The following is a 26,784-nucleotide window of genomic DNA, read 5'->3' as shown; positions in this document are numbered from 1 at the left end:
TTATATAAAACTATGTAATGGTGAGCTTGTCGAACCATTTGCCAATTAGAGGCAAGGCGCAGAAGTCTTCGACTGGCTCAGACTGACAATTTGTATTTTATGGCGGTAAACATCCATTTGCCATCTGCCAATTATTCCCGTACTTTTGAACCAATATGCCAACGGGTAAAAACTTATACTTTGCTTCCGATTTTCATTTAGGTGCCAACAGCTACGCGTCATCACGTGAGCGGGAAGACCGGATCATCCGCTGGCTGGATATGATCAAATATGATGCTGCCGAACTGTTTTTAATGGGCGATGTGTTCGATTTTTGGTTCGAGTATAAAACGGTGGTGCCCAAGGGTTACATCCGTTTCCTGGGTAAACTGGCACAATTGACCGATGCCGGGGTAAAGCTGTACCTGTTCAAGGGCAACCACGATATGTGGATGTTCGATTATTTTGTACAGGAACTTGGCGCAACCATCATTGCTAACGAGTTGGAGATTGAGCGCGGCGGCAAAAAATTCTACCTACACCACGGCGATGGCCTTGGCCCCGGTGATAAGCTTTATAAGTTTCTGAAAAAGCTTTTTCGCAGCAAGGTTTGCCAGTGGCTTTTTGCAAGGCTACACCCTAATTTAGGTCTGGGTATCGCGAATAAATGGTCGCAAAAAAGCCGTATTGCAGGCGCTACGGACACCGACAAGATCCAACAGCAGCAGGAATGGTTAGAGGCGTACTCACTCGAGGTTCTTAAAACGCAGCATTTCGATTACTTTGTTTTTGGGCACAGGCACCTGCCACTTGATATATCCCTGGCCAATAACAGCCGCTATGTAAACCTTGGCGAATGGGTAAATTACAATACCTACGCGATGTTTGACGGAGTTGATTTGGAGTTGAAGTGGTTTGAAAAGGACGGGAAATAACGAACACCGAATGTTAAATATCTAATGATGGGACGAAGTGAATTTCGACATTCGAATAGGGTGTTCAATATTCGATATATCAGAGGCCTCATCTCTTTACAATCAGCTGAATTTATTATGTGCCGATAAATGCGTATTTTTGCATGTTTTTTGCAGTGCAGTAACAAGCCTAAACCCGATTGTAATAAAAAGCTTTTGTGTGATTGGATATTGCCGGGCAAAAAGCTTGGAATGAAAAGCGGGGCTGCAGCACCCATTTACGCTGCAATTGATTTTCAAATAAGAAGATGTTAGAGAAATTAGAGTTAATATACCAACGCTGGAAAACCGTAGAAGGCGACCTGAGCAGCCCTGACGCCATGGCTGACATGAAGCGTTTTGCCCAGATGAACAAGGAATATAAAGACCTTGCCAAAATTGTTGATCAGTATAATATTTACAAGAATATTATGAGCAACATTGATAGCAACAAAGAAATTTTAGCTACCGAGAAGGACGATGAGTTCCGCGAAATGGCTAAAGCCGAATTGGATGAGCTTTTGGTTAAACAGGATGAGATGGAAGAAGTTATCCGTTTGATGCTGATACCTAAAGATCCTGAGGATTCTAAAAACGCCATGATAGAGATTCGTGGTGGTACGGGCGGTGATGAGGCTTCGCTTTTTGCAGGCGATCTTTACCGCATGTACATGCGGTATTGCGAACGCCGCGGCTGGAAAACCGAACTGGTTGATTATACAGAAGGTACTGCCGGTGGTTATAAAGAGATTGTTTTCAGCGTAAACGCCGAGGATGCTTACGGTAACTTTAAATACGAAAGTGGTGTGCACCGTGTACAACGCGTGCCCGATACCGAAACACAGGGCCGTGTGCATACATCTGCCGCATCGGTAGTGGTATTGCCCGAGGTTGATGAGTTTGATATCGATCTGCAGGTAAGTGATATCCGTAAGGATCTGTTCTGCTCGTCTGGTCCGGGCGGCCAGTCGGTGAATACCACGTATTCTGCCGTGCGTTTGACACACATCCCTACAGGAATTGTTGCCCAGTGCCAGGATCAAAAATCGCAGTTGAAAAACTATGATAAGGCATTAGGCGTTTTACGCTCCAGAGTATACGAAATGGAGCTACAAAAGCACTTGGAAGAAACATCTAAGAGACGTAAAACCATGGTTGCCACCGGTGACAGAAGTGCGAAAGTACGTACCTACAACTACCCGCAAGGCCGTTTAACCGAGCATCGTATTGGCTTAACTATTTACAACCTTACAGGCGTTATGAACGGCGATCTGCAAGAGATAATGGAAGCCCTACAATTTGCCGAGAACGCTGAAAGGTTGAAGGAAGGCACTGCTGCTTAAGGTTTTATTAAAAAAGCACACATTAGAAAGCACCTTTATGGTGCTTTTTTCATTTATTGAAAATGGCTTTTCATGCCAATTTCATGTTGCCCAACTAATTTAGCGTTTGTGGAGTTGTACTCGGGCATTACATTGCGTAATGTTTTGATACAATAGGTTTAAATTACGTAACGCTAATTATTTATGCTGGCAGTAAAAAATTTAACAGGGGCATCAACCATTATCAGCCGCGAAACGCGCTTAATGGGCAACAGGTTTGAAATAATCTTAGTAGCTACCGATGCCGTATGGGCACTTGCACGTATAGACAGCGCCTTTGCCGAGATAAGCCGTATTGAAAAACTTCTGAGCGCGTTCCCTGAAGACAGCATCCTTAACCAAATTAACCGCAACGCGGGCATTAAACCGGTACGTGTTGATGCGGAGGTTTTCCGTTTAATTGACAGGGCCTTGCAGATCTCGGTACTTACTTTCGGCACTTTTGATATTACTTACGCGGCAGCAAGCACCATTAGCCTGGATGAAAGGGCGGGCGTTGAAGTTGTTGCTGTTAAAACACTAAAAAAGAAAATCAGCTTAACCAACTATACCAACGTTGTGTTAGATCAGGTTGCCCAAACCGTGTTCCTTAAAAACAAAGGCATGCGTATTGGTTTTGGCGCTGTAAGCCGCGGTTATGCTGCCGACAGGGCTAAATATATATTACAATTGGAAGGCATTAGCAACGGCGTTATTAATGCCGGTGGCAATTTGCTTACCTGGGGCTTGCAGCCAGACAATACCCCGTGGACCATCGCATCTGCAGATCCGTTGTTGACAAACCAGCCTTATGCTAATTTAAACATCAGCAACATGGCGGTAGCTACATCGTACAACAGCGATAAATACACCAGCCTTAATAAAAAAGCTGCCGATATAAATCCGGAGAATGGTTTCCCGGTTAGCAAAATTAAGAGCGTAAGCATTATTACCCCGGGTGCAGAACTGGCCGATGCTATGGCAAACCCTGTTATTGCCATGGGCATAAACAGCGGCTTATACTTAATAAACAAACTAAACCAAATAGCTTGTATTATAGTTGACGACCAGGCCCGCGTTTATACTTCAAAAGATATTAGTTTGATGATGTAAGCTTTTGCTTATATTTAGCCATAACCTATTATAATTTTTACCGCGCCAGCTAAAAGGGATAAAGCCCCCTGTATTTTGCGCACTTTATATAGATTTATTTTTAATTGCATTGCAAGTAAATGCCGCCGGCATATCTTTGCAGATAATTAGCGTTTCTTTCCTCTAAAATGACGAAGTGGTTTTTGTATATTGTACTCTTGATAATATCAGCGCCACGCCTGTCATACGCTAAAAATAATTTCGCATATCGCGATAAATCTTCACCCGCCTTTAATATTGTATCAGTTAACGCCAATTTTACGTTACAACAACGTGATACAACTGTAACAAAACGTAAGCAACGCCAATCTGAAGAAGACAAGAAGAAAATTAAAGAGGTTGCAAGGGCCAAAAAAATGCCCAAGCCCGAAAAAATAGAAAATGTTGACCCGGCAAAAGCTAAACCAAAACGCCAGCGCAGGCCTGAAGGTTTGGAACGCCCGCCAGAAATACCAAGGAGAAACGACTAATGAGATACCTTAGCGCCCTGATATTTATACTTACCTGCAATGCAGTAAATGCGGCCACACCTAAGCCGGATTTAATTGCATACTTGGATACCCGTGCCATTTCGGATACAGATTCGGTTGTACGCAAAAACTCGGTATCGGCCGGGGTAACTTACGGCAGCGATGCGTTGTTCTTTGGCCGTACCGGGCCTATCAAGTATCCGTTTATGACTACCGATATTATTTTTAATACTAAATCTGGCTTTTTCATTTACGGCTCGGCACTAAAGGTATTGGGTTATAAACCGTTGGTTGATGAGATAGATTTGGGTGGTGGTTACTATTACCGCTTATCTAAAAAATTCACCGGTACGGTAAGCTATACCCGTTTTATATTTAATAAAGAAGCCAACATTATTAAGTCATCGGCATCTAACGACATCAATTGGAAAAACACGCTGGATTGGAAATACCTGAAGACCAGCGCAACTGTAGATTATCTTTTTGGTAAATCGTACGATATTTTTACCACAATCAGTAACTCCAAATATTTTGAGAGCAGCTTTAATATTTTTAACGATCAGGATTTCCTATCTATCAATCCATCGGTAAACCTGATATTTGGCACGCAAAATTTTGTGCAGCGTTATACTTTAGACCACCAATACTGGCCCGAAATTGATAACATTTCCGTAGAAAACGAGAACGGCCGCCGTGCCCGGGCAAACGCTAAGTTTAACATGCTTAATTATAGCTTTAAGATCCCGCTGGCCTATAACATGCCCCATTATACTTTGGAGGCCTCATACAAGTACTCTATCCCGGTTAATGTGGAAGGCGCTTTAAAAAACCGCCGCGAATCATTTTTTAATTTCACCTTTTATTACGTCTTTTATTAAGATGAACATACTGATCGTAGAAGACGAAAAGGCGCTTGCCCACGAACTGGAACTTTTCCTGGTAAAGAATAACTACATCTGCGAGATCTGTTATAACGGCGCATCCGCGTCAGAGAAATTGGCCGTAAACCTTTACGACTTTATTTTGCTTGACCTTGGCCTGCCCGATTATGAAGGCCTTGATCTGTTGCGCGAAGCCAAGAAAGCTAATCCCGAAGTTGCCTGCATTATCCTCACCGCCCGTGCGGAGGTTAACGACCGCGTTAAAGGCCTTGACCTTGGTGCCGATGATTACCTTGCTAAACCATTCTCGCTGTTAGAGCTGCAGAGCCGGATGCAGGCTATCATCCGCAGGAAGTTTGGCGTGCTGCAAAATATTATTGACCTGGATGGTTTTTTGGTGAACATTACCGACCGTACCATTATGTACCATGTTAACCCCGTTAACACCATTACCAAAAAAGAGTTTGACCTGATCGCCTACATGCTGTTGCATAAGAACCGCACGCTTACCCGCGCCCAACTGAGCGAGCATATTTGGGGCAGCCTTATTAACGATGATTATGACTCTAACTTTATTGATGCCCACATTAAAAACATCCGTAAAAAATTAAGTTTTTTTGCCCCTGCCGATTGGTTGGAAACCGTACGCGGGCTTGGCTACAGGATAAAATCAACCGTTTAGATATTTGAAACTCAGGACCAAATTAACGCTGTTTAATGCGATATCGAAACTGGTTATTGTAACCTTGTTTATATTGCTCCTGCCCAATATTATCGAAAACATCAACAAAAGTTATACAGATAACCGCCTGATAAAACAGAAAGATAAATTTTTACAGCAGGTACGAAACGAAGGCATAAAAAACTATATCGAAGATGGCCAAAGCTATGGTAGCTACCTCCCGTTAAAAGAGGAATTTATTAGCCTTGAGGAAGTCCAGCCCGACTACCATTTAGATACTATTAAGAACGAGCAGCGCCTGGTAGAGCGCGACACCATCGGTTATCGCATACTAAGCCACACCTTTAACTCCGGAAAAAAAAACTACCTGCTGGAGATTGGCAAGAGTACCGAAACCATTGGCGAAACCACCGGCCCGCTGCAAAACATCGCCTTTCAGATCTTACTGGGGATGATCTTGCTGACCATCCTTGCCGATCAGCTCTTCTCTACCTATATCCTGCGCCCGTTAAGCATCATTATTCGCACCAAGCTGATAGGGAATAAGTTCCCGAAGTTTACGGTGTATAAGGAGGTAAAAACGAGTACGCTGGATTTTCAACAACTCGATCTCAGCATCCACCGGATGGTAGAAACCATTGAAACGGCTTTCCAGAAAGAGCGAGAATTTATATCGAACGCGTCGCACGAATTAATGACGCCCATCTCTATCCTGCAATCTAAAATAGAGAACATGTTTGAGCAGGATGATATTGCCGACGAGCTAAAGCTGCGCCTTATGGAGATGCAAAAGATCCTGAACAGGTTAAAAAGCATCACTAAAACCCTGCTCCTGATATCGCAGATAGAGAACGACCAGTTCCTGAAAGAAGATAAGATAACCGTTAAAGAACTGATACTAGACGTTAACGAGGAGATCTCCATTCGTTTACAGGATAGGAACATCAGCCTTAATATTGTAATAACCGATGATGTTGAGTTAACGGGCGTAAACAAGTTCCTGCTATTTAACCTGCTTTTTAACCTTATCAATAATGCCATTAAATACAACAAGCCCGATGGTGATATTACCGTTACCGCGCTATGGGTTAAAGATAGCTACACCATTAGCATTGCAGATACCGGCATAGGCATCCCTAATGAGGAAATGCCGTTTATATTCAACAGGTTTAAAAAGATGAAGCAGTCGCTCTCGCAAGATAGCTTTGGCCTGGGGCTGCCTATTGTAAAGTCTATCGCGTCTTTCCATAGAATAGGGATCACTGTAAATTCCGAGCAAGGGATTGGCAGTACATTTACCTTAATCTTCCCCGTAAAAGTTACCGGCAATTCGTCTGTTAACTAAGTGCTGTACTAAAAAAAGGCAGCAGTGCATAACGCCCTATTTTAGGGCTTGTGTTAAACGGAGGATTATTTTCTCAAATCTTAAAAATATGTTGTTATAGTATTTATTGATTTTCAAAATATCGGTTTTGGTATAATAATGTGCAGTTTTAGTTTTTGGCACTCGCTTTGCAAATATTCTATTAAACAAACACACAACTTAAACATGAAAACACTAAAATTAAAAATTGCTACATACAGTATAGCATTAGCTTCGTTAGGCATATTAGCCTCGGGCTGTGATTCCCTTACCAAAACACAAAAAGGTGCCGCAATTGGCGCAGGTGCCGGTGGTACCATTGGTGCTTTTATTGGTAAAGCCGCAGGTAATACCGCATTAGGTGCAATTATAGGTGGTGCCGTTGGTGGTACAGCCGGTTCATTTATTGGCCGTAATATGGACAAACAAGCTGCTGAGATTAAAAATACTGTACCGGGTGCAACTGTAACCCGCGAAGGCGAAGGTATTTTAGTGAAATTTGATTCAGGTATTCTGTTTGATACCAATTCATCAGAGTTAAAACCGGCTGCACGTACAAACCTGGCAAACCTGGCTACATCATTACAAAACAACCCGCAAACCAACATCCTTGTTGTGGGCCACACAGATAACACCGGTACCGACGCGTATAATCAAAATTTATCTGTACGCCGTGCCGAATCTGTAAAAGGATATATAGCTGCAAACAAAGTAGGTAACTCGCGTTTAAGCACAAGTGGTAAAGGCAAAAGCGAGCCAATTGGTGATAACAACACAGTTGAGGGTCGTTCTCAAAACCGCAGGGTTGAGATTGTTATCGTAGCAAACGATGCCATGAAAAACCAGGCTAAAAGTGCCACTAATTAATACTAAGATAATTTAATAGTTAAAAAAGGAAAACGCCCCCCGATGCATCGGGGGGCGTTTTCCTTTTTTAAGCCGTCTCCGTTAATGCAGGTTTGGGTGAGGCCTGCTTTTTTGTACCTTTGCCGCATGGCATCCATCAAACCATCTGTACCTAAGGGCACCCGCGATTTCTCTCCCGCCGAAATGGCAAAGCGTAACTTTATTTTCGATACCATAAAAGGTGTATTCCGCAAATACGGTTATCAACAGATAGAAACCCCTTCGATGGAAAACCTAAGCACCCTTACCGGCAAATATGGTGATGAGGGGGATATGTTGATATTTAAGATTTTGGATAGTGGGGAAGCAATTGAAAAGGCAAAAAGTGTTCAAGAGTTTGAGGGGACATTAAGCGCCCTTGCATCTCCATTAAAATTTGCAGGTATGATGTCGGTATCGACTGGAGGAGTGGCAATTGCAACACAGGCATCAAATGATTTAATTGCAGCCTATAAACAACGTTTTTCAACTAAGAATTTATTACCTCAAATCTCCGAAAAAGCTCTTCGCTACGATCTTACCGTGCCTTTTGCACGATACGTTGTACAGCACCAAAACGAAATAACCTTCCCTTTTAAACGTTTCCAGGTGCAGCCGGTATGGCGGGCAGACAGGCCACAGAAAGGCCGCTACCGCGAGTTTTACCAGTGCGATGCAGATGTTGTTGGCTCACCATCGTTATTGAACGAGGCGGAGTTTATCATGATCTACGACGAAGCTTTGAGCCTTTTGGGTTTAAAAGATTTCAGCATTAAAATAAATAACCGCAAGATACTATCGGGCATTGCCCAGGTGATAGATAAGCACGACAACATTATAGACATGACCGTGGCTATCGATAAACTTGATAAAATAGGTTTTGATGGCGTGGTAAAGGAACTGCTTGAGCGTGGCTTTACGCAGGTAGATATCGATACTATAAAACCCATCATTCTGTTAGAAGGCAGCAATGATGAAAAATTGGCTAGTCTGCGTTCGGCTTTGCAAAATTCCGAGATCGGCCTAAAGGGATGCGATGAGATCCAAACCGTGTTTGATTATGTTGCCGCCTGCAAACCGCTAACAGCAAAACTGGAATTGGATATTACCCTTGCACGCGGGTTAAACTATTATACAGGCGCCATCTTCGAGGTGAAAACCAACGAGGTTGCCATGGGCAGTATTGGTGGCGGTGGCCGTTATGATGACCTTACGGGCATGTTCGGACTTAAAGGGCTTACCGGTGCCGGGATCTCCTTTGGTGCCGACCGTATTTACGACGTTTTAGAAGAATTAAACCTGTTCCCGCAATCGGCAGAGCAAAGTACCCAGGTGCTTATTTGCTGCTTTGATGAGCAGGGCGAAAAATACGGCTTGCCACTGTTGCAAAGCCTGCGCAACCAAAACACCAATGCCGAGCTTTACCCCGCAGGTGCTAAAATTAAAAAGCAGATGGAGTATGCCAACAACAAGCAGATCCCCTATACCGTATTAATAGGCAGCGACGAAATGGAAAGCGGTCTGCTTACCTTCAAAAACATGGAAAGCGGCGAGCAGGAAAAGCTATCTGTAAATGATATTTTGAAAAGGGTTAAGAAATAGAGCCTTAAGTAAGGAACACCTTAAACGTTGTGCCTTTACCCGGCTTGCTTTCTACGTCAATTTTACCGCCAAGGGCTTCTACCTGGTTTTTAGTGATGAAAAGGCCCATGCCTTTGGCATCAAGGTTACCATTGAAGGTTTTGTACATGCCAAATAAGTCGCTACCGTGTTTTTTCAGGTCGATGCCTATGCCGTTATCAACAATTGTAAAGCCCTGCCTGCCGTTTTCCTCAAAATACTTTATGGTTATTGTAGGATGCTCTGTTACCGAGCGGTATTTTATAGCATTACTTATCAGGTTAAACACTATGCTCTCCAGATAAGCGGGGCTATAAATTAATGTTTTATCGTTAGGGATCTGATTATCGATGTTAACTTTCCAAAGGCTGATATCGTTGTTTAGCAATTCGGTGGCACGGTTAAAATAGCTAAGCAGGTCAAGTTCGGATGTCTGGATATCTATGTTACTTTGTATCGATACCACCTCGTTCAGGTTGGTAATGGTATCATTCAATTGGTAGGATACCTTTGTTAGGAGACCTGATAGTTCCTGTTTCTCATCTTCGGTGATAGCAGGGTCGGCAAGTACATCCATTATCATTTTAAAGTTGCTGGCATGCGTGCGCAGGTTATGCGATACAATATAGGCGAAGTTTAACAAACGGTTATTTTGTCCGCTTACCACGTCCAGCGTTTCGCGCAAGTGCTGTTCCTTTTGTTTCTGGTCGGTAATATCGGTGTGGGTACCAATGATGCGGGTTGGTTCGTTATCCTTATCATACTCAATAACCTTCCCCCGGTCGAGGATCCATTTGTAAGTACCATCCTTACATAGTACACGATGCTGGTTAGAGTATATTTCTGTTTTCCCCGCAATATAAGCATTAACATCTGCAACGTATTTCTCCCTGTCTTCAGGATGTACACGTGCTGTCCACTGGCCGGGTACGTTGCTAAACGCGTGCTCCGCCAGCCCTATGATGCTCAGGCATTGTTTGGAGTGGAAGATGGTGTTATTTACCAGGTCGAGGTCCCAAATACCCCCACCCGATCCTTCGGACGCGAAGATCCAGCGGCGCTCGCTTTCTCTCAATAGCTCGTCGGCATGTTTGCGTTCGGTAATATCTTTTATCTGCGATACAAAGTATAGGGGCTTTTCGGCTTTATCACGTACAATCGCCACATTTAGTACGATCCAAATAATGCCCCCATCCTTTTTAATGTAACGCTTCTCCATTTTGTAGGAGTCTATCTCTTTATCAAGGGTACGCTGCAGCAGGGTAAGATCGGCCTCCAGGTCATCGGGGTGGGTTATCTCCTGGAAGGTTTTAGCCATTAATTCGTTGGCCGAATAACCCAGCATCTCGCAGATGCTTTTATTCACCTTCAGGAATTTACCTCCGGTAGATACCAGCACCACACCAATGGGCGAGTAATCAAAAGCATTCCTAAAAGTTTCTTCGCTTATTTCGAGCGTTTGCTCGGTATGTTTTTTCTCGGTGATATCAATGTGGCAACCCACCATGCGAATGGGCGTGTTACCTTCCCATTCAATAACCCGGCCTGTAGTGTTTATCCAAACTATCGACCCATTTTTGTGGGTGTACCTTACATCAATGTTAAAAGGTTTTTTGCCGTGGCTGTCGTAATGCTCTTTAAGGCAGGCATCCATACGGGGAACATCCCCGGGAACAATAAGCCGGGCCCATGTTGCGGTGGTGTTTTCAAGTTCGTGGTCCTGGTAGCCAAACATGGCCTTAAAGGCAGCACTTAAAATTACCTTATCTTCCTGCAGATAACAGTCCCAATAACCGGCAAGGGTTTCCTCCAGGATTATCTTATAAATGTTCTCCATTAATTAGTGTATTGCGTATTATTAACGGTAACCCAATATACAATTAATTGGCAATATATAATTGTTAGCGCTACGCTAGTTAGCTATACAAAGTTTAATCCCACAAAATTCTTATTCAAGATTTGGCTGTTGTTAACGTTAAGCCATCTATCAAGCAGGGTGGCGTACACATCCCTAAAATCCACCTCGTACTTAAGGTCGCCGTTATCTAAGGCAGATAGGTTTGGCGCGTTGTTATAAATGCCCGGCTTATTTAGCTTGCCACCAAATATCATTACGTTATTAGCGGTGCCATGGTCGGTACCGTTGCTGGCATTTTGTTCTACCCGGCGGCCAAATTCAGAGAAGGTCATCACCAGGGTATCATCCAGTTTGCCGGTTTGTTTCAGGTCTTTAACAAAGGCTGCTACTGCATCGCCATAAATTTTAAGCTGGCGGCCTTGTTGGTTTTGCTGTTGGGTATGCGTGTCAAAGCCACTTAATGAGACATAATAAACCCTTGTTTTTAACCCCGAATTAATAAACTTAGCCACACTTTTTAACTGCCCTGCAAAGGCTGATTGAGGGTATTGCGCGTTGGTATTGTACGTTTTGCTGGTTTGCTGGATGTAGTTTGCAGACGATGATGTCTCGATCATGGTTTTGTACAGGTAGCCCAGGTTGTCCTCGCTCAGATGTGCTGCATCATGCTCGTTAACTAACTCTTTAAAGAAAGGCTCGCGGGTAGATTGATAGAGTTTTGCGGGGTTTTGCACCGCTATGCCTTTCATTTTAGCGCCTTTCATAGCAAGCGAAAGGGTATCATCCACTTCAACCGCGGTGTAGGGGTCTTTGTTAATGGCGCAGTTGGCATCCAGGTATCGGCCAATCCAGCCCGTGGTTAAAAACTGGTTAGATTCGCTGCCGGTTTGCCAGATATCCATCGAACGGAAATGCGACCTGTCCGGGTTGGGGTAACCCACCGAATTGATCACACTCATCCACCCCTGGTCGTAGATCTCTTTAAGCGATGACAAATTGGGGTTTAGCCCCTGCATGTCGTTCAGTTTGATTATGTCGGGCTGTTTTATGGCGATGGTATTCCGTTTTTGGTAATATATGTCGTTACCGTAAGGCACAATAGTGTTTAACCCATCGTTACCGCCGGATAACTGGATGATCACCAAATTTTTATAGCCTGTTAACTGCCCCGAGGCCATGGCTTCAAGCGGTTTCAGAAACGATGGGATCAGGAACGCACCTGATGCCAGTGTGGTGCTTTTTAAAAAATCTCTTCTTTTCATAAGTCAATTATTGATTTAGCATAATTGATATTCGGGTGTAGAAACCAGCTCTATCACCATCGATCTTATATCTGTAGAGCGGTTTACTATGGCCATTATATTGCTATTTAGCGCGGGCGCCAATATTGCACCTGCTATGCTTGCTTTGGATGTATGTGCCGGGATACCGCTTAAAAACTTATCCCAGTTGGGTTGCGATTGCACTTGCGTATTTACAGCTTTGCGTTTGTTAATGTTCATGGCCAAAAAGGCCTCATCTTCCGGGTCGGCCTTGCCTTTAAAATCTATTACGCCATCATTTAAAACGGTAGATGGGATTTTTAAGCGGAACATCAGCGATGAACTGTCTATCCAGCTTTTGCCACCGGGCCAGCCGGCAACATTTGGGGGATAAAACAGCACCTGCCCAAGAGCGCGCTCAAACTGCATTATTACATCGGGGTTTTTATAGTCGATGTAAAACTGGCGGTTAAGCCCCACAATAAAATCAACGGGCGATTTAATAAGGTTGCCTATATTTTTATCGGCATAAAACCAATCGGCAGTAAAAACAAATTTTAAAAGCTTACTAATATCGTACCCGCTGTTATAAAATACATTGGCCATGGTATTTACGTTTACCGCATCCGGCGTTTCGTTCACCAAGTACTTGTAAAGCTTGGTGCAAATAAACTGGGCGGTTTCTTTTTTATCTAACAATATATCAATAATTCCCTCGCCGGTAAACGCCCCGGTTTTACCCAGGAAGGCCTTTTGCCCTTCGTCATGTAAAACCTTGCGTTCTACAAACACGCCATCGTTATTAAAACCCCAGCCGGTAAACGCCCGTGCCGATTCCTTTACGTCCTGCTCGGTATAGTTGCCGCGGCCAATGGTAAAAAGCTCCATCAGTTCGCGCGCAAAGTTTTCGTTAGGATGGCCCTTTTTGTTCTGCTGGTTATTTAAAAATTGCAGCATGGCCGGAGATTTAGAAACTTCCAATAACAACGTTTTAAAATTACCTAGGGCGTTTGTACGCTGTATATTATTGAGCTGCTGGGCATAAAAGGCGTTTTGCGTACGGCACGCAAAGTGGTTATGCCAAAATAGGGTCATCTTTTCGCGCAGTTGCATGTCAGCGGTACTCATCTGGGTTATCCAGCTAATGTTCAGGTCTTTTTCAAACTGACGCTGCTGCTGCATAAACATCTTTTTGGTAAGCGAATCTGCCTTTGCCGCATCTTTATAATTTTCGTTGGTGGCAACCACGGTAAGCGGCTTTATTTCGGCCGATGCCTTAAAAACATCTTCCACCGAGTGTTTAACCGTGAGGGCTTTCACCTGCTGCAGATCTGCTACGCGAAGGCCAAAACCAGCCCTTGCATATAAATGCTTAATCCTGTTTGTGTTATCCATAGCCTAAGTATGACAAGTGTTTTTAGCTATGGTTTAATATTTTTCTGAAACAAAGCCTGCTTAACCTTAATTTTGCCCCCGATGATATTTAGGCTTGATGATCGTTTGCTATTCCCTAACCCCGCCCTTGCGGAGGAAGATGGGTTATTAGCCATGGGCGGCGACCTATCAACCGAACGATTGTTATTGGCCTACCAAAACGGTATTTTTCCCTGGTACAGCGAGGATGAACCGATCCTGTGGTATTCGCCGCATGAGCGCTTTGTGTTGGACCCTGAGGAGTTAAGAGTTTCTAAATCAATGGCTAAGGTTTTGCGTTCGGATATATTTACGATTACTACCGATACCTGCTTCGACGAGGTGGTTGCAGCCTGTTCTGCCGTTAAGCGAGAAGGCCAGGATGGCACCTGGATCACCGATGATATGAAAGCCGCTTACTCAAAACTACACCACGAAGGTCATGCGCATTCAGTAGAGGTTTGGCAAAATGATAAATTGGTGGGGGGATTATACGGTGTGGAAGTGGGTGAAGTTTTCTGTGGCGAAAGCATGTTTAGCACGGCAAGCAACGCCTCAAAAACGGCTTTAATTCACCTTTGTAACGCCAAAAAACACCTGCTGATAGATTGCCAGGTTTACACCGAACATTTGGAGAGTTTGGGCGCCCGGATGATACCCCGCGAAGAATATATTGCCATACTGCAAAAAACCATTGCCTAAACATTAGTTTTGTAAATAGAGATGATAGAGCAGGCAAACCACAAAGAGCGGATCATATTAGGTATCGACCCCGGCACTTCTGTAATGGGTTACGGCCTGGTGCTGGAGAAAGGCCCAAAGATTGAACTGATAAGCCTGGGTGTAGTGAAGATGGACAAGATTGACGACCACATGCTTAAACTGCAGCGTATTTTCGAGAAAACCGTTGCCCTAATAGATAATTACAAACCCGATTGCCTGGCTATTGAAGCACCATTCTACGGTAAAAACATACAAGTAATGCTCAAACTTGGCCGTGCACAAGGGGTGTGTATGGCCGCAGCACTATCCCGAAACATCATCATAACCGAATATGCCCCCCGCAAGATAAAACAATCCATCACCGGGAATGGCAGCGCTACTAAGGAGCAGGTATCTGCCATGCTGCAAACCATACTGAGGTTTAACGAAACGCCCGAATTTTTGGATGCTACCGATGGTTTGGCTGTTGCCGTTTGCCATTCATTCCAAAAGATAAAGGTTGCACGTGGTGGCAAAGTAACCAGCAAAAAAAGCCACTCGGGCTGGGAAGCTTTTGTGAAAGATAACAGCACCAGGGTGGTTAAAGGGGCGGGTAAATAATATTTTGAGCTTTATTTAGCTTTTGGAATCCACCCTTTATAAAATTCGCCTGTACCTTTTGCATCAAGTCTTCCTACAATTACTTGCGAAACAGAACTATTTGACAACTCAATATCACGTCTTAAATGGTAATGTTCTCGTGCTCCAACTGGTAAATATTTATCGTTTACTTTTTCCTGATTTAGGTCTGCAATTTCGATTAATAATTTAGCAAAAGATCTTAATCCTTCCGGATTTCCATGGATCAATACTTCGTCCCACTTTTCTATTTCTCCTTCGAACTCGTCTTCCTGATGGCTAATACATATATCTAAATGTCCTTCGATTTCGTTACCTTTTAATCGCTTATATTTCATATTTATTAATTGTGGTTTAGGCCTAAGATAGCTTATAAATATCCGCGTATCTGTAAATCATTTACAGCAACATCTTACGTATTTCATCCCAGTTGTTTACCCGTACATCCCACTCCACATGGTGGTTATGCGCTGCTGTAAACAAAATGCCCTGCCCTATAAAACGTTTAAAATGCTTAACGTTATCATCTATCAGGTAATCGGCATTTATGATGCTTTTATCGCCACAAAAAACAATATTGGTCCAGGAGATATAAGGGAAATGTTCGCCAAGCCAGGCCAGTTTTGGTAACAGCGAGTTGGGGAATTCCATAGCGGCTGTGGTGAAAAATATTTCGTATTGCTCGTGCAGGTCTTTAATTACTTCCTTACAGCCGGGGATGACAGCCAGGTCTTTAAAAAAATCGTCATGGAAAACATATTTCTTGGAAATACCGCGATGGATAGGGTCTATCAGGCCTTCAAAGGTGTGGGTGTGAAGTTGTTCTGGCGTAAATTGGATGCCATAATCACGTGTGTACCATTCAGCAAAACGTGCGTGGGCATCGGCAACAACCTCATCCATGTCAATAGCTATTCTTTTCATATTGTGTCTATTATACACAAATATAGCCCCTTTAAACCAGCAAGTTGTTTATAATTATTCTAAATAACTTGTGTAGCATGATGTTATCTTATACATTTGCGCCATTATTTATAATTAGTCTTAATAAGAATGAAGAAATCACAACCTAATCTATTTAAAATATTTTTAGCGGGCATCGTGCTGCTCACCCTGATAAACCCCGCCAGCCTGTTTGCGCAAAACAGGGGAACTATACAAGGCAAAGTTACAACCAATAAAGGCGAGGCCGCCGGCAACGTGTCAATAGGGCTTAGCGGCACCAGGATAGGTACCAGCACTTTAGATAACGGCGATTTCTCTTTTAAAGCACCAGCAGGTTCTTACACCATTGTAATATCATACGTAGGTGTACAAAGTGTTGAAGTGCCTGTAACTGTTGTATCCAACCAGGTAACTACAGTGCCTGCTATCATCATTAACGCAAATCTTTCGCAATTAAATGAGGTTAACGTTATCGCGAACAGATCTAACCGTTTTGCCCGCAAGGTTAGTACCGACGTTGGCAGGATCCCGTTGGATAACCTGGAAAACGCGCAAAGCTATACCACCATAAGCAGCGAACTTATTAAAGAACAACAGATCTTTAGTGTAGACGAGGCATTAAGGAATGCCCCCGGCATCCAGAAAATGTGGGATGCTACCAGCCGCGCAGGCGATGGTGGCGGTTACTTTACCCAACGTGGTTTTGTAACCCAAATAAGTGTACGTAACGGTGTAGCCGGTATTGTTACCAGCGGTATCGATGCCGTTAACGTTGATAAAGTTGAAGTAATAAAAGGCCCGTCATCTACCTTATTTGGTGGTGCGGTAACTTCATTTGGGGGCTTGATAAACAGGGTAACCAAAAAACCTTACGAAACCTTTGGTGCCGAAATTGGCCACACAGTAGGCAGCTATGATTTAAACCGCACCACGCTTGACCTGAACACCCCGCTTGGTTCAAAGGTGGCGTTCCGTTTAAACACGGCTTACAACTACGAAGGCAGCTTCCAAAACTATGGTAAAAGCCGCACGTTTGCTGCCGCACCAAGTTTATCTATAAAAGCAAACGACAAATTGTCGTTCTTAGTAGAGGCTGAAATGTTTTACGGCCGCAACTCGGCTAAGCCATTTTTCTTCTTCTACGATTCGCCAAAAACTATGGGCGTAAGCAAGGTTAGCGATCTGAATATCGATTACATGAACGCATATTCAGCCGGCGACATTACTTCATACTCACGCAGTATCAACTACTTTGCCGAGGCTAAGTACAAAATATCAGATAGGTTTACTTCACAAACAATCTTCTCTAACTCAAACAGTTTCTCTAACGGCCCAAGCCCTTACTATTACTTAATTACCGATGCTACCGCGCAGGCAATTGCACCGGGCATACAAGATCCTCCGGGCAACAACAACTACATCTTCCGTAACGACCAATCGACCTCTAACAGTAAATTTGGCGCTACAGAGATCCAGGAAAACATCAATGGTGATTTCAAAACAGGGTCTATCCGCCACCGCTTTGTGTTTGGTTTAGATTTTCAACGCCAAAACTCAAACCAGATCTTCTTCGGTAATGCTTACGGCATAGCGCCAATTAACCAACCCGGTTATGATTACAGCGTATTTAACAAATTGTTGGTAGACCAAACAAACGCAGCTAACCCGCTTACATCTGCCAACACTTACCCATACATCTACAAAAAAAATACTTACGGTGTTTACCTGGCTGATGTAATAAACATCACCGATAGGTTAATTGCTTCTATTGGTGCACGTGCAGACCGTTTTGAGAATAAAGGAACATACAACCTTGATGGTTTACAAACGGTGAAACCATTTGCCCAAACAGGCTTTTCACCAAAATTAGGGTTGATCTATCAGCCAATAAAAGAAGTCCTTTCTATTTTTGCTAACTACCAAAATGGCTTTAAAAACCCTGATGTATTTACCGATGGTAACGGTACCGCTGTTATACCAAAGATACAAAATGCAAACCAGGCCGAAGGTGGCGTAAAAATGGCACTGTTTAATGGTAAGTTAAACGGTACCTTAAGTGTTTACCGCATTAAGGTAATCAACACTATCCGTTCTATTCCTAACTCGCCGGTATTTGGTTCGATACAGGATGGTACACAAACCAGTAAAGGTTTCGAGGCGGAGTTTGTTGCAAACCCGGTATCAGCTATTAACATAGTAGCCGGTTTCTCATATAACGATTCTAAATTCACCGCCGGCGACCCTGACGTTTTAGGCTTGCGCCCAAACACCGCAGGTTCGCCATACTTAGCTAACCTTTATGTAAGCTACCGTTTACCACAAACCTTGGTTAAAGGTTTAGGTGTTGGCTTTGGTGGTAACTACGCAAGCGCTAACAAAGTGATCAACAGCGTTAGCCAGGGTAGTTTTGAATTGCCCTCATATACATTGCTTAATGCATCGGTATATTTGGATAGGCCTAAATACCGCTTTGGTTTAAGCGGCAATAACCTTACTGATAAACATTACTACACAGGTTTCACAACCATTAATCCGCAAAGGTTACGCCAGTTTGTGTTAAGTGCATCGTATAAGTTATAAGCATGGCGCCATTTAAAAAAGCATTACTTTTTTGCCATCGCTGGCTCGGGTTAATTTCCGGGCTTGTGGTGTTTATTGTAAGCATAACGGGTTGTATCTTCTGTTTCCAGGACGAGATCCAGGATGCCATTTACGATTACCGTACCGTACAAAATACAGGCAAGCCATACGTACAGCCATCGCAACTGATAAACGAGGTTAAAAAGGCCTACCCCAAGGCAAGCCCCGATTTTATTTATTATTACGGTGCCGGGCGCCCGGCCGGTGTTTTGGCTAACTTGGGTAAAGAAGGTTATGAATACGTTTTTTTAGACCCATACACTGGCAAGATCACTTACCACGAAAAACCACAGACCAACTTTTTTATCATTGTAGAATACATTCACCTTTACCTGCTGCTGCCGCCGGCCATTGGTAAGTGGATAGTAGGCGTATCGGTTATTATTTTTATGGTGATTATGGTTACGGGGCTTATCCTTTGGTGGCCCAAACGTAAAACCGACCGCAAGCGCAGCTTTACCATTAAATGGGGTGGCCGATGGCGGAGGGTTAATTACGATCTGCATAATGTACTGGGCTTTTATGCTACCGCTATCGCGATGATATTAGCCATAAGCGGGCTTGCCATAGCATTTGAACCGGTAAGTAAAGCCATTTACGCCACCGCAAACGTTGGCACTAATATTAAATACAAAGATGAAGTAAGCGAACCCAAGTCGGATTCGCTTAAGAAAGCCGGACTTGCCAAACAGCCTGTTATCGATATCGCATTCGCGCATGCCAGGCAGCAATCGCCAAAGGCCGAAATGTTTTTGATCCATAACGATCCGGCTGTTTCGGGTGCAATAGGTGTGGGTGCGTATCCTGAGTCGATGCATTATGCCAGTGCAAGTGGTTACGAGTTTGACAAGTACAATGGCAAACTACTAAAAACCTATGCTTACGATAAGAAAAGCCCGGGCCTAAAGCTGAACGAGATGAATTACGATATCCACGTAGGGCAGATCTTCGGACTCGCCACCAAGATCATCGCGTTTCTGGTAAGTTTGATCTGCGCCAGTTTACCTGTCACCGGCTTTATTATCTGGTTGGGCAAACGCAAAAAGAACAAATCAAAAACTACCAAAGTACGCGGCGCCGTTCATCATAAAACGCACAGGCGTGCGGTACAGGGTGCTTAGTATAAGCATTTCGAACAAGGTACGAGGAGAAATCTTGTTAGATAAACAAAGTCGGCAACATGCATTTAACAACAGGATTTCTCCTCGCTATCGATCGTTTGAAATGACATTTCTTTTTTGGCCGTTGTGTTAACGCCCACACAACATCCGCCAACCGTAGAGACGCGATACTTCGCGTTTCCCTTAGGCAGGTAAAAGCGCAAGGGCTCCTTTATACAAGCGTGAAACGCAAGGTATTGCGTCTCTACAAGTATTGCACATCCACATCATCTGTCAACGCGTGCCCGGTGCAGGTCAATATCCAGCCTTTGGCGATATCTTCATCTGTAAGCACCTCGTTCTTCGCCATTTCTACTTTGCCGGTTTTACAGAAAGCCACGCATGCCGAGCAGATGCCGCTTCGGCAGCTGTAGGGCAGCTTAATCTTGTTTTGTAAGGCCGCTTGCAGGATAGACTGATTTTCTCCTGCAACAATATTATGTACCGCTCCCTCAAAATTGATGCGGATGTTTTTGGGCGGATAATTGGTTTGGCTACCGGTAACGGGTACCGTTTCCAACACAAAGTTTTCTTTGTGAATCTGTTGTGAGTGGATCCCCATATACATCAGCGTAAGCCGGATCATGCGCATGTACACGAATGGCCCGCACAGATAAAGGTCGGCTTCGCTTTTATCGAAGTTTAATTGCTCATTTACCAACTGCTCTACCCGGATATTGGTGAGGCGGTTGGCTTCGCTGCTTAGTAAATGGGTAACCGCAAACCTATCGGGATAGCTTGATAGCAACTCGTTCAGCTCATTATTAAACAAAATGGTTTGCTTGTTCTGGCTGCTATAGATCAAGTGAAGCTTGCTTTTGCCCGGTCGGTTAAGCACATATTTTATCTGCGAAAATATCGGGGTAATGCCACTACCTGCCGCAAAAAATATTAGGTCTTTCTCGGCCTCGTACTCTTTAACGGTGAAAACTCCGGCAGGTTCTACTACATTCAGGATATCGCCTACGTTAACTTTGGTGAGCAGGAAGCGCGATATCTCACCGTTGCTGATGCGTTTTACGGTAATGGTAAGCCGCTCATCATCCGGCGAAGAGCTTAGTGAGTAAGAGCGCCTCACTTCTTGGCTATGGTGATCAAATACCAGCGTAATAAATTGCCCGGCTTTATAAACCGGCTTGTAGCCGACGGCTCTCACTAAATAAAAAGTGGCCGTGTCGGGCAGTTCCCATTTTATTTCATCAACACGTAATTGCAGTAAGTCTGCCATTTATTATCATTCTTTTTTTGCAGCCATCGCTTTGCGCAGTACACTGTTCTTTTTGCCATAGGTAAAGTAAATTACCAAACCTATCGCCAGCCAAATAATGAGCCTTAACCAGGTATCGCCCGGCAAAAACGTCATCATGGCGAAGCAGGTTAAAATACCCAGTATCGGCACCAAAGGCACCAGCGGTGTTTTAAACGGGCGGTGTACATTAGGCTGTTGCTTGCGCAATATAAGCACTCCGGCGCATACCATCACAAAAGCAAGTAAAGTGCCAATACTGGTCATTTCGCCAACCACGCGGATAGGCACAAATGCCGCGAATATGGATATGAACCCGCAAAGTAGCATATTTGATTTCCACGGTGTGCGGAATTTATGATGAATCTCCGAAAACACTTTAGGCAGCAAACCATCTTTCGACATGGAGAAGAACACCCGCGACTGGCCCAACAGATCAACCAATATCACCGAGGTATAGCCAATCAAAATCGCCAATACAATAGCTTTGCTTAACCATTGGTAATGCGTTTTTTCGATAGCGATGGCAACGGGCGCACCCGAGCCGATGAACTCTTTATAGTTGGCCATCCCTGTCATCACGTGGGCGAAGATCACAAACAGGATGGTACATATTACCAATGAACCTATAATACCTATTGGCATATTGCGCTGCGGGTTCTTAGCTTCCTGCGCGGCGGTAGATACGGCATCAAAGCCGATGAACACGAAGAATACCAGCCCGGCCCCTCTCAATATGCCCGACCAGCCGTAATCGCCCCACACGCCCGTATTTTGCGGTATATAAGGGTGATAGTTTGCCGGGTTAATGAATGACCATCCCACAGCTATGAATACCAATACCACGCCAACCTTTAAACTTACGATAATAGCGTTAATGAGCGCAGAGCCTTTTGTGCCACGGATGATAATGCTGGTAACCAGCACCACAATTAAAGCCGCAGGCAGGTTAATAATGCCGCGCACCACATCGCCATTGGCCGCTTTAGAAGTTTCGAACGGCGACAGGATAAGCTGCGGAGGCAGGTAAAGATCGAACCATGATAAGAACTTAGTCAAATACTGCGACCAACTGATGGCAACCGTTGCCGCGCCAACCGCATATTCCAGCATTAGGTCCCAGCCGATGATCCAGGCGAAAAGCTCGCCCATGGTGGCGTATGAATACGTGTAGGCACTGCCTGCAACCGGTATCATGGCCGAAAACTCAGCATAACACAACGCGGCGAACGTACACCCTAAGGCGGCAATTAAAAAAGATATGGTAACCGCCGGGCCCGAATGCTGGCCCGCGGCGATGCCGGTTAAAGAGAACAAGCCCGCACCAATGATGATACCGATCCCGATGAGGATAAGGTTAACGGGGCCAAGCGAACGTTTGAGTGAGTTTTCTCCTACCTCTTCAGATTCTTTCAGTAGAAGTTCTATGGATTTTCTGATCATGCTTAAATAAAGTCCACAAAATTAGTAGATTATTATTTAAAGTTAAATTAATAGTGGTGTGAGTGTGAAATTTGAGTATTATATGACTATAGCCTCTTCCCAGCCCCCTCCTTTGGAAAGGGGGCAAAAGATTTTATAGTCCTCTACTTTGGAGAGGATTTAGGTGAGGCTTATCACGATCTTCCCAAACTGCTTTGCAGCGCCCATCTTATCAAAAGCCTTTTTAGCATCCGCCAGCGGGAATACCTCATCAACAACAGGGACAATCTTATGCTCGTTTACAAAGGCAAGCATGGCTTTAAAATCGACCTGCGTGCCCATGGTGGTGCCTAATAGCTGCAGCTGTTTCCAAAATAAAGGTCTTGCATTCAGCTCGGGAATATTGCCCGCCGTGCCGCCAAAGAAAACTATGCGCCCACCGGGGTTACACAGATCGGGGATCTTATTAAAATCGGGGCCGAGGGCGCTATCCACCACAATATCAAAACCGCCTCCGCTAAGGTGTTTAAGCTCCTGCGCCCAGTCCTGCGCTTTGTAATTTACCCCTGCAGATGCGCCAAGTTGTTTAGCCTGTTCAATTTTTTCACCCGTGCCGGATGTTACAAAAACCTGCGCGCCTGCTGCTACGGCAAATTGCAAGGTAAATGAACCTGTACCCGCGCCAACACCAACCACCAAAACCTTGTCGCCTTTTTTGATATGCGCCTTGGTGAACAAGGCCCTATAAGCGGTTATCCCTGCCAAAGGCAAAGCGGCGGCTTGTTCAAACGTTAAGTGGGCAGGTTTGGGGTAAAGATATTCGGCTTTAACCAGTACATATTCGGCCATAGTACCATCATCGGGCAGGCCTAATATTTTAAACTCTTTGCCCTGAAATTCCGGGTGCTCGCCCCAGTTATGGGATGGGTTAATGATGACCTCTTTGTTTAGCCATTCGCTTGCGCCTTCGCCTGCTTCGGAAACAATACCTGCACCATCGGAACCTAAAATAGTTGGGTATTTTATGCCGGCGTACTTACCTATAGTTATCCAGTAGTCGCGGCGGTTTAGGGCTGCGGCCTTTATTTGCACTAATACTTCGCCCGGGGCGGGTATGGGTTTGGCAACTTCTTTTATAACCAAAGGGTTTTCTGCGGATTCGAGGACGATGGCTTTCATGGGCAATGCGTGTTAGTTAACGTCATTGCGAGCGATAGCGTGGCAATCTTCGATAGGTATGTAGTACACTTTTCTATCGAAGATTGCCACGTCGCTACGCTCCTCGCAATGACGTGGTGTATATCGTATTTGTAAAAATAAAAAAGCGGCAAAATTGTTTCCAATCTGCCGCTTTGTATTTTTAAGCCTTCTCCCCTGGAGAAGGTTTGGATGAGGCTAATTAAGCGATAGCTTTAGTATACAATTCTGAAACATGGTTCCAGTTAATTACATTCCAGATAGCGGTTAGGTATGCCGGGCGCAGGTTCTGGTATTTTAAGTAGTAAGCATGTTCCCATACGTCAATACCTAAAATTGGGGTGCCTTTTACTTCGGCGATATCCATTAAAGGGTTATCCTGGTTTGGGGTTGATGTAACGGCCAGTTTTTTATCGGCAGTAACAATAAGCCATGCCCAGCCAGAACCGAAACGGGTTGCACCTGCTTCGTTCACTTTAGTTTTGAAATCAGCAACCGAACCGAATGTGCTTTTGATAGCATCGGCCAACGCGCCTGTAGGCTCGCCGCCACCGCTTGGTGAAAGCAACGTCCAGAACATGGTGTGGTTAAAGTGGCCGCCACCGTTGTTACGCACAGCAGCAGGGAACTTTGATATGTTTTTGATAATATCCTCAATTTTACCATCAGCCTCTGGTTTACCTTCCAAAGCTTTGTTTAAATTGGTAACATAAGCCTGGTGATGTTTACCATGGTGAATTTCCATAGTAAGTTTATCAATGTGTGGTTCCAGAGCATCGGTAGCGTAAGATAACGCCGGTAGTGTAAATGCCATAATATTTAAAATTAAAGGTTAAACGTTTCGTGATAGAACAAATATAAGCGTTGAGGTATGTTTTTGTTCTATATCAATGTCAAGTTTTTGTTAAGTGGCGATTGGTTCATGGTTGATAGTTCATGGATAATGGCCCAAGTTCACTATGATCTATTAACTATCTCCTCTTTGATTTAAAAAAGTCCTTCATCAGCTGCGAGCACTCATTTTCGTGGATGCCGCCGGTAATTAACGTTTTGGGGTGGGTGATGCTTTGGTTAAGCCTGCCAAACCCGCGCTGCACATCATAAGCGCCAAAAACAATCCGGCCCACCTGGAACCAGTAGCTTGCACCGGCGCACATTACGCAGGGCTCCATGGTAACATACAGCGTACACTCGGGCAGGTATTTGCCACCCATCGAGTTTACTGCCGCGGTAAGGGCCTGCATTTCGGCATGGGCGGTAACATCATTAAGGCGCTCGGTAAGGTTATGGCCGCGGCCGATGATCTGCCCCTTGCAAACCACCACGGCACCAATAGGGATCTCGTCCTCGGCCAGGGCCTGGCGGGCTTCCTTCAGGGCTTCGTTCATAAAAAGCTCATCAGGAGAAATGGCTGGCTGCTCATCGCCAAAATTGTAATATCGCATTATATGGTATCAGGAAATGTTCGTTTTAAATGTCTTTCTGTAGCCGTAAAAAGCACTACAACCGTGCCGACCGCCCCTGCCAGCATGATGATCACTTTGATCAGCGTCCTTAATTCTGGCGTGATATGTAAAAGTGCCATACCTATGGTGATGAAGATCCCGACTATGAATAAAACCATCCCGCATTTAGTGATCAATTGGGTAGAATACTTATTCCCCTCGTCCCGGTTTTGCTGGTCTTTCATCGACCGTTTAGTGCGGTAGCCATACATAGGGTTGATCTCTTTGGGCGGATAGCGTTTTTGTATTAGCCCGGCCAGGATAAATATCAAACCGATAAGGTGCGGGCCCACTACCCAGTTTACAAATATCATATCAGTTTGCTGCCGTTTGGTACCGGTTTGTCAATAGCGGTAAGTACAATGTCGCCATGCTCATCCGCAAGGCCGGTCACTAAAAACTCCGACATAAAATTAGCTATTTGTTTCTTGGGGAAGTTAATTACTCCCAAGATCTGTTTGCCCGGTAATTCTTCTTTGGTATAGTGCTTAGTGATCTGCGCGCTGCTTTGTTTTACCCCCAGCGGGCCAAAATCTACCGTCAGCTTGTAAGCGGGTTTACGCGCCCCCGGGAAATCGGCCACTTCCAAAATGGTACCGGCACGCAGTTCCACCTTTTCAAAATCGCTCCAGGTTATGGTTTCCATAATGGCAAAGGTAGGATGTTAATTCTATAAATGCAGGTTCAGACAAATTACCGGTGAAAGACGCGAAGTATCGCGTCTCTACATTACAGCCACTCGTAGAGACGCGATACTTCGCGTCTCCTTGCATACCAGTTTACGTTAGGCTTACTTCAACCTCTTCACCGTTTCTGTTAAATGCGCTAAATGATGGTTGCCGTGCCATGCATAGGTAGCCAGGTTCTTTTTCAATGGGATCACGCTGCCGCTTTCGGGATGGGTAAACGTGCGGTTCCACTGGTCTTCGGTGAAGCTTTCGAACAGGGCTACGAGGTGCTGGTGGATGCCGTCGATTATTTTGAGGGACGGCTCTACCGGCAGGCGGTAATCTGGCTGAATGGCCCAACCGGCTTCGTCGTAGGGCTTTATGGTAGGGTTATCCTCGGTAAGGGCCAGTTTAAAACGGAATAGGGCGTTCATGTGGCTGTCGGCAACGTGGTGCACCACCTGGCGCAGCGACCACCCGCCGGTGCGGTATTGGGTGTCCAGCTGTTCGTAGGTGAGGCCAATGATGGCTTCGCGGATGCGGCCCGGCAGGGTAGCAATATCGTGAATCCATTGGCGCATGTCCTGGTCGGTATAAGATACCGGCGGCACGAATTTGCCAATAGGGTAGCGCATTTGTTCGTCTGTAAGCATATGGTTTGGTAAATATGTATAATGTAATTGTTAAACAAGTAATTGCCTAAATTAACATTTTGCGGTTATTTAGGTTTGCCTGCTTAAAAATTTAATGTTGGCTATAAAGGGCAGGACCTTTAAACATA

Annotated in this window: 26 protein-coding genes; 13 read left to right on the top strand and 13 right to left on the bottom strand. The window is 44.5% G+C overall.

The annotated features are described in order from the left end of the window. Positions 1–155: 155 nt before the first annotated feature. The 9 genes from RHM67_RS00680 to hisS all read left to right on the top strand — a co-directional run bounded on the left by RHM67_RS00680 (position 156) and on the right by hisS (position 9,328). Complete coding sequence (locus RHM67_RS00680) at positions 156–914, top strand: UDP-2,3-diacylglucosamine diphosphatase (protein WP_322229597.1); 759 nt, start codon at positions 156–158, stop codon at positions 912–914. Positions 915–1,201: 287 nt separating this feature from the next. Further along, entirely contained in the window at positions 1,202–2,275 is a 1,074-nt protein-coding gene (gene prfA, locus RHM67_RS00675; RefSeq protein ID WP_252758613.1) for a peptide chain release factor 1, read from the top strand. Between the two features lie 183 nt (positions 2,276–2,458). After that, complete coding sequence (locus RHM67_RS00670) at positions 2,459–3,406, top strand: FAD:protein FMN transferase (protein WP_322229595.1); 948 nt, start codon at positions 2,459–2,461, stop codon at positions 3,404–3,406. 197 nt (positions 3,407–3,603) lie between these two features. Then, positions 3,604–3,915, top strand: coding sequence for a hypothetical protein (locus tag RHM67_RS00665; protein WP_322229593.1), 312 nt, complete (start codon positions 3,604–3,606; stop codon positions 3,913–3,915). Beyond that, positions 3,915–4,793: a hypothetical protein gene (locus RHM67_RS00660; protein ID WP_322229591.1), complete on the top strand. Its 879-nt coding sequence runs from the start codon at positions 3,915–3,917 to the stop codon at positions 4,791–4,793. Before RHM67_RS00665 ends, RHM67_RS00660 begins: the two co-directional genes overlap by 1 nt. A 1-nt stretch (position 4,794) precedes the next feature. Beyond that, on the top strand, positions 4,795–5,478 hold the full coding sequence (locus tag RHM67_RS00655) for a response regulator transcription factor (protein ID WP_252758609.1): 684 nt from the start codon (positions 4,795–4,797) through the stop codon (positions 5,476–5,478). Positions 5,479–5,482: 4 nt separating this feature from the next. Then, complete coding sequence (locus RHM67_RS00650) at positions 5,483–6,823, top strand: HAMP domain-containing sensor histidine kinase (RefSeq protein ID WP_322229589.1); 1,341 nt, start codon at positions 5,483–5,485, stop codon at positions 6,821–6,823. Between the two features lie 204 nt (positions 6,824–7,027). Then, on the top strand, positions 7,028–7,708 hold the full coding sequence (locus RHM67_RS00645) for an OmpA family protein (RefSeq protein ID WP_322229587.1): 681 nt from the start codon (positions 7,028–7,030) through the stop codon (positions 7,706–7,708). Between the two features lie 126 nt (positions 7,709–7,834). Further along, entirely contained in the window at positions 7,835–9,328 is a 1,494-nt protein-coding gene (gene hisS, locus RHM67_RS00640) for a histidine--tRNA ligase (RefSeq protein WP_322229585.1), read from the top strand. A 4-nt stretch (positions 9,329–9,332) separates the two neighbouring features. Here hisS and RHM67_RS00635 read toward each other — a convergent pair whose 3' ends face one another. From RHM67_RS00635 to RHM67_RS00625, 3 genes are all read right to left on the bottom strand, one after another. Then, the gene (locus RHM67_RS00635) at positions 9,333–11,183 is read right to left on the bottom strand and encodes a PAS domain S-box protein (protein ID WP_322229582.1); all 1,851 of its coding nucleotides are present in this window, start codon (positions 11,181–11,183) and stop codon (positions 9,333–9,335) included. A gap of 83 nt (positions 11,184–11,266) precedes the next feature. Beyond that, complete coding sequence (locus RHM67_RS00630; protein WP_322229581.1) at positions 11,267–12,466, bottom strand: DUF1501 domain-containing protein; 1,200 nt, start codon at positions 12,464–12,466, stop codon at positions 11,267–11,269. Positions 12,467–12,481: 15 nt separating this feature from the next. Beyond that, positions 12,482–13,861, bottom strand: coding sequence for a DUF1800 domain-containing protein (locus RHM67_RS00625; protein WP_322229580.1), 1,380 nt, complete (start codon positions 13,859–13,861; stop codon positions 12,482–12,484). A gap of 81 nt (positions 13,862–13,942) precedes the next feature. Between RHM67_RS00625 and aat the strand changes: the two genes are divergently transcribed. Together aat and ruvC are read left to right on the top strand one after the other, a co-directional pair. Next, complete coding sequence (gene aat, locus RHM67_RS00620) at positions 13,943–14,581, top strand: leucyl/phenylalanyl-tRNA--protein transferase (protein WP_322229578.1); 639 nt, start codon at positions 13,943–13,945, stop codon at positions 14,579–14,581. Positions 14,582–14,602: 21 nt separating this feature from the next. After that, the gene (gene ruvC / locus RHM67_RS00615; RefSeq protein WP_322229577.1) at positions 14,603–15,202 is read left to right on the top strand and encodes a crossover junction endodeoxyribonuclease RuvC; all 600 of its coding nucleotides are present in this window, start codon (positions 14,603–14,605) and stop codon (positions 15,200–15,202) included. An 11-nt stretch (positions 15,203–15,213) separates the two neighbouring features. Here the strand turns inward: ruvC and RHM67_RS00610 are convergent, their stop codons facing one another. Together RHM67_RS00610 and RHM67_RS00605 are read right to left on the bottom strand one after the other, a co-directional pair. Next, a complete protein-coding gene (locus RHM67_RS00610) occupies positions 15,214–15,558 on the bottom strand; it encodes a hypothetical protein (protein WP_322229575.1) in 345 nt (114 codons plus the stop codon). 61 nt (positions 15,559–15,619) lie between these two features. After that, positions 15,620–16,144, bottom strand: a complete 525-nt coding sequence (locus tag RHM67_RS00605; RefSeq protein WP_322229574.1) for a 5' nucleotidase, NT5C type — start codon at positions 16,142–16,144, stop codon at positions 15,620–15,622. A 129-nt stretch (positions 16,145–16,273) separates the two neighbouring features. Between RHM67_RS00605 and RHM67_RS00600 the strand changes: the two genes are divergently transcribed. Together RHM67_RS00600 and RHM67_RS00595 are read left to right on the top strand one after the other, a co-directional pair. Continuing rightward, positions 16,274–18,745 (top strand): TonB-dependent receptor, encoded by a 2,472-nt coding sequence (locus RHM67_RS00600; protein ID WP_322229572.1) that lies wholly within the window; start codon positions 16,274–16,276, stop codon positions 18,743–18,745. A gap of 2 nt (positions 18,746–18,747) precedes the next feature. Next, on the top strand, positions 18,748–19,926 hold the full coding sequence (locus tag RHM67_RS00595) for a PepSY-associated TM helix domain-containing protein (protein WP_322229571.1): 1,179 nt from the start codon (positions 18,748–18,750) through the stop codon (positions 19,924–19,926). Positions 19,927–20,170: 244 nt separating this feature from the next. On the opposite strand, the gene RHM67_RS00590 is transcribed toward RHM67_RS00595, so the two are convergent. The 8 genes from RHM67_RS00590 to RHM67_RS00555 all read right to left on the bottom strand — a co-directional run bounded on the left by RHM67_RS00590 (position 20,171) and on the right by RHM67_RS00555 (position 26,656). After that, the gene (locus tag RHM67_RS00590; RefSeq protein ID WP_322229569.1) at positions 20,171–21,193 is read right to left on the bottom strand and encodes a ferredoxin--NADP reductase; all 1,023 of its coding nucleotides are present in this window, start codon (positions 21,191–21,193) and stop codon (positions 20,171–20,173) included. 6 nt (positions 21,194–21,199) lie between these two features. Continuing rightward, entirely contained in the window at positions 21,200–22,654 is a 1,455-nt protein-coding gene (locus RHM67_RS00585) for an amino acid permease (protein ID WP_322229567.1), read from the bottom strand. Positions 22,655–22,813: 159 nt separating this feature from the next. Next, on the bottom strand, positions 22,814–23,812 hold the full coding sequence (locus tag RHM67_RS00580; protein WP_322229566.1) for a quinone oxidoreductase family protein: 999 nt from the start codon (positions 23,810–23,812) through the stop codon (positions 22,814–22,816). A gap of 220 nt (positions 23,813–24,032) precedes the next feature. Then, positions 24,033–24,644: a superoxide dismutase gene (locus tag RHM67_RS00575; RefSeq protein ID WP_322229563.1), complete on the bottom strand. Its 612-nt coding sequence runs from the start codon at positions 24,642–24,644 to the stop codon at positions 24,033–24,035. 157 nt (positions 24,645–24,801) lie between these two features. Next, complete coding sequence (locus RHM67_RS00570) at positions 24,802–25,275, bottom strand: nucleoside deaminase (RefSeq protein WP_322229562.1); 474 nt, start codon at positions 25,273–25,275, stop codon at positions 24,802–24,804. Then, positions 25,275–25,649, bottom strand: coding sequence for an SdpI family protein (locus RHM67_RS00565; protein WP_322229560.1), 375 nt, complete (start codon positions 25,647–25,649; stop codon positions 25,275–25,277). Before RHM67_RS00565 ends, RHM67_RS00570 begins: the two co-directional genes overlap by 1 nt. Continuing rightward, complete coding sequence (locus RHM67_RS00560; RefSeq protein ID WP_322229557.1) at positions 25,646–25,981, bottom strand: tRNA-binding protein; 336 nt, start codon at positions 25,979–25,981, stop codon at positions 25,646–25,648. The genes RHM67_RS00565 and RHM67_RS00560 overlap by 4 nt, the downstream gene beginning before the upstream one ends. A gap of 144 nt (positions 25,982–26,125) precedes the next feature. Beyond that, complete coding sequence (locus tag RHM67_RS00555) at positions 26,126–26,656, bottom strand: YfiT family bacillithiol transferase (protein WP_322229554.1); 531 nt, start codon at positions 26,654–26,656, stop codon at positions 26,126–26,128. Positions 26,657–26,784 lie beyond the last annotated feature (128 nt).

Source organism: Mucilaginibacter sp. 5C4, assembly GCF_034345625.1.
GTDB lineage: Bacteria > Bacteroidota > Bacteroidia > Sphingobacteriales > Sphingobacteriaceae > Mucilaginibacter > Mucilaginibacter aurantiaciroseus.
Note: the sequence above shows the minus strand (reverse complement) of the source record. Positions and strands in the feature narration are given on the sequence as shown.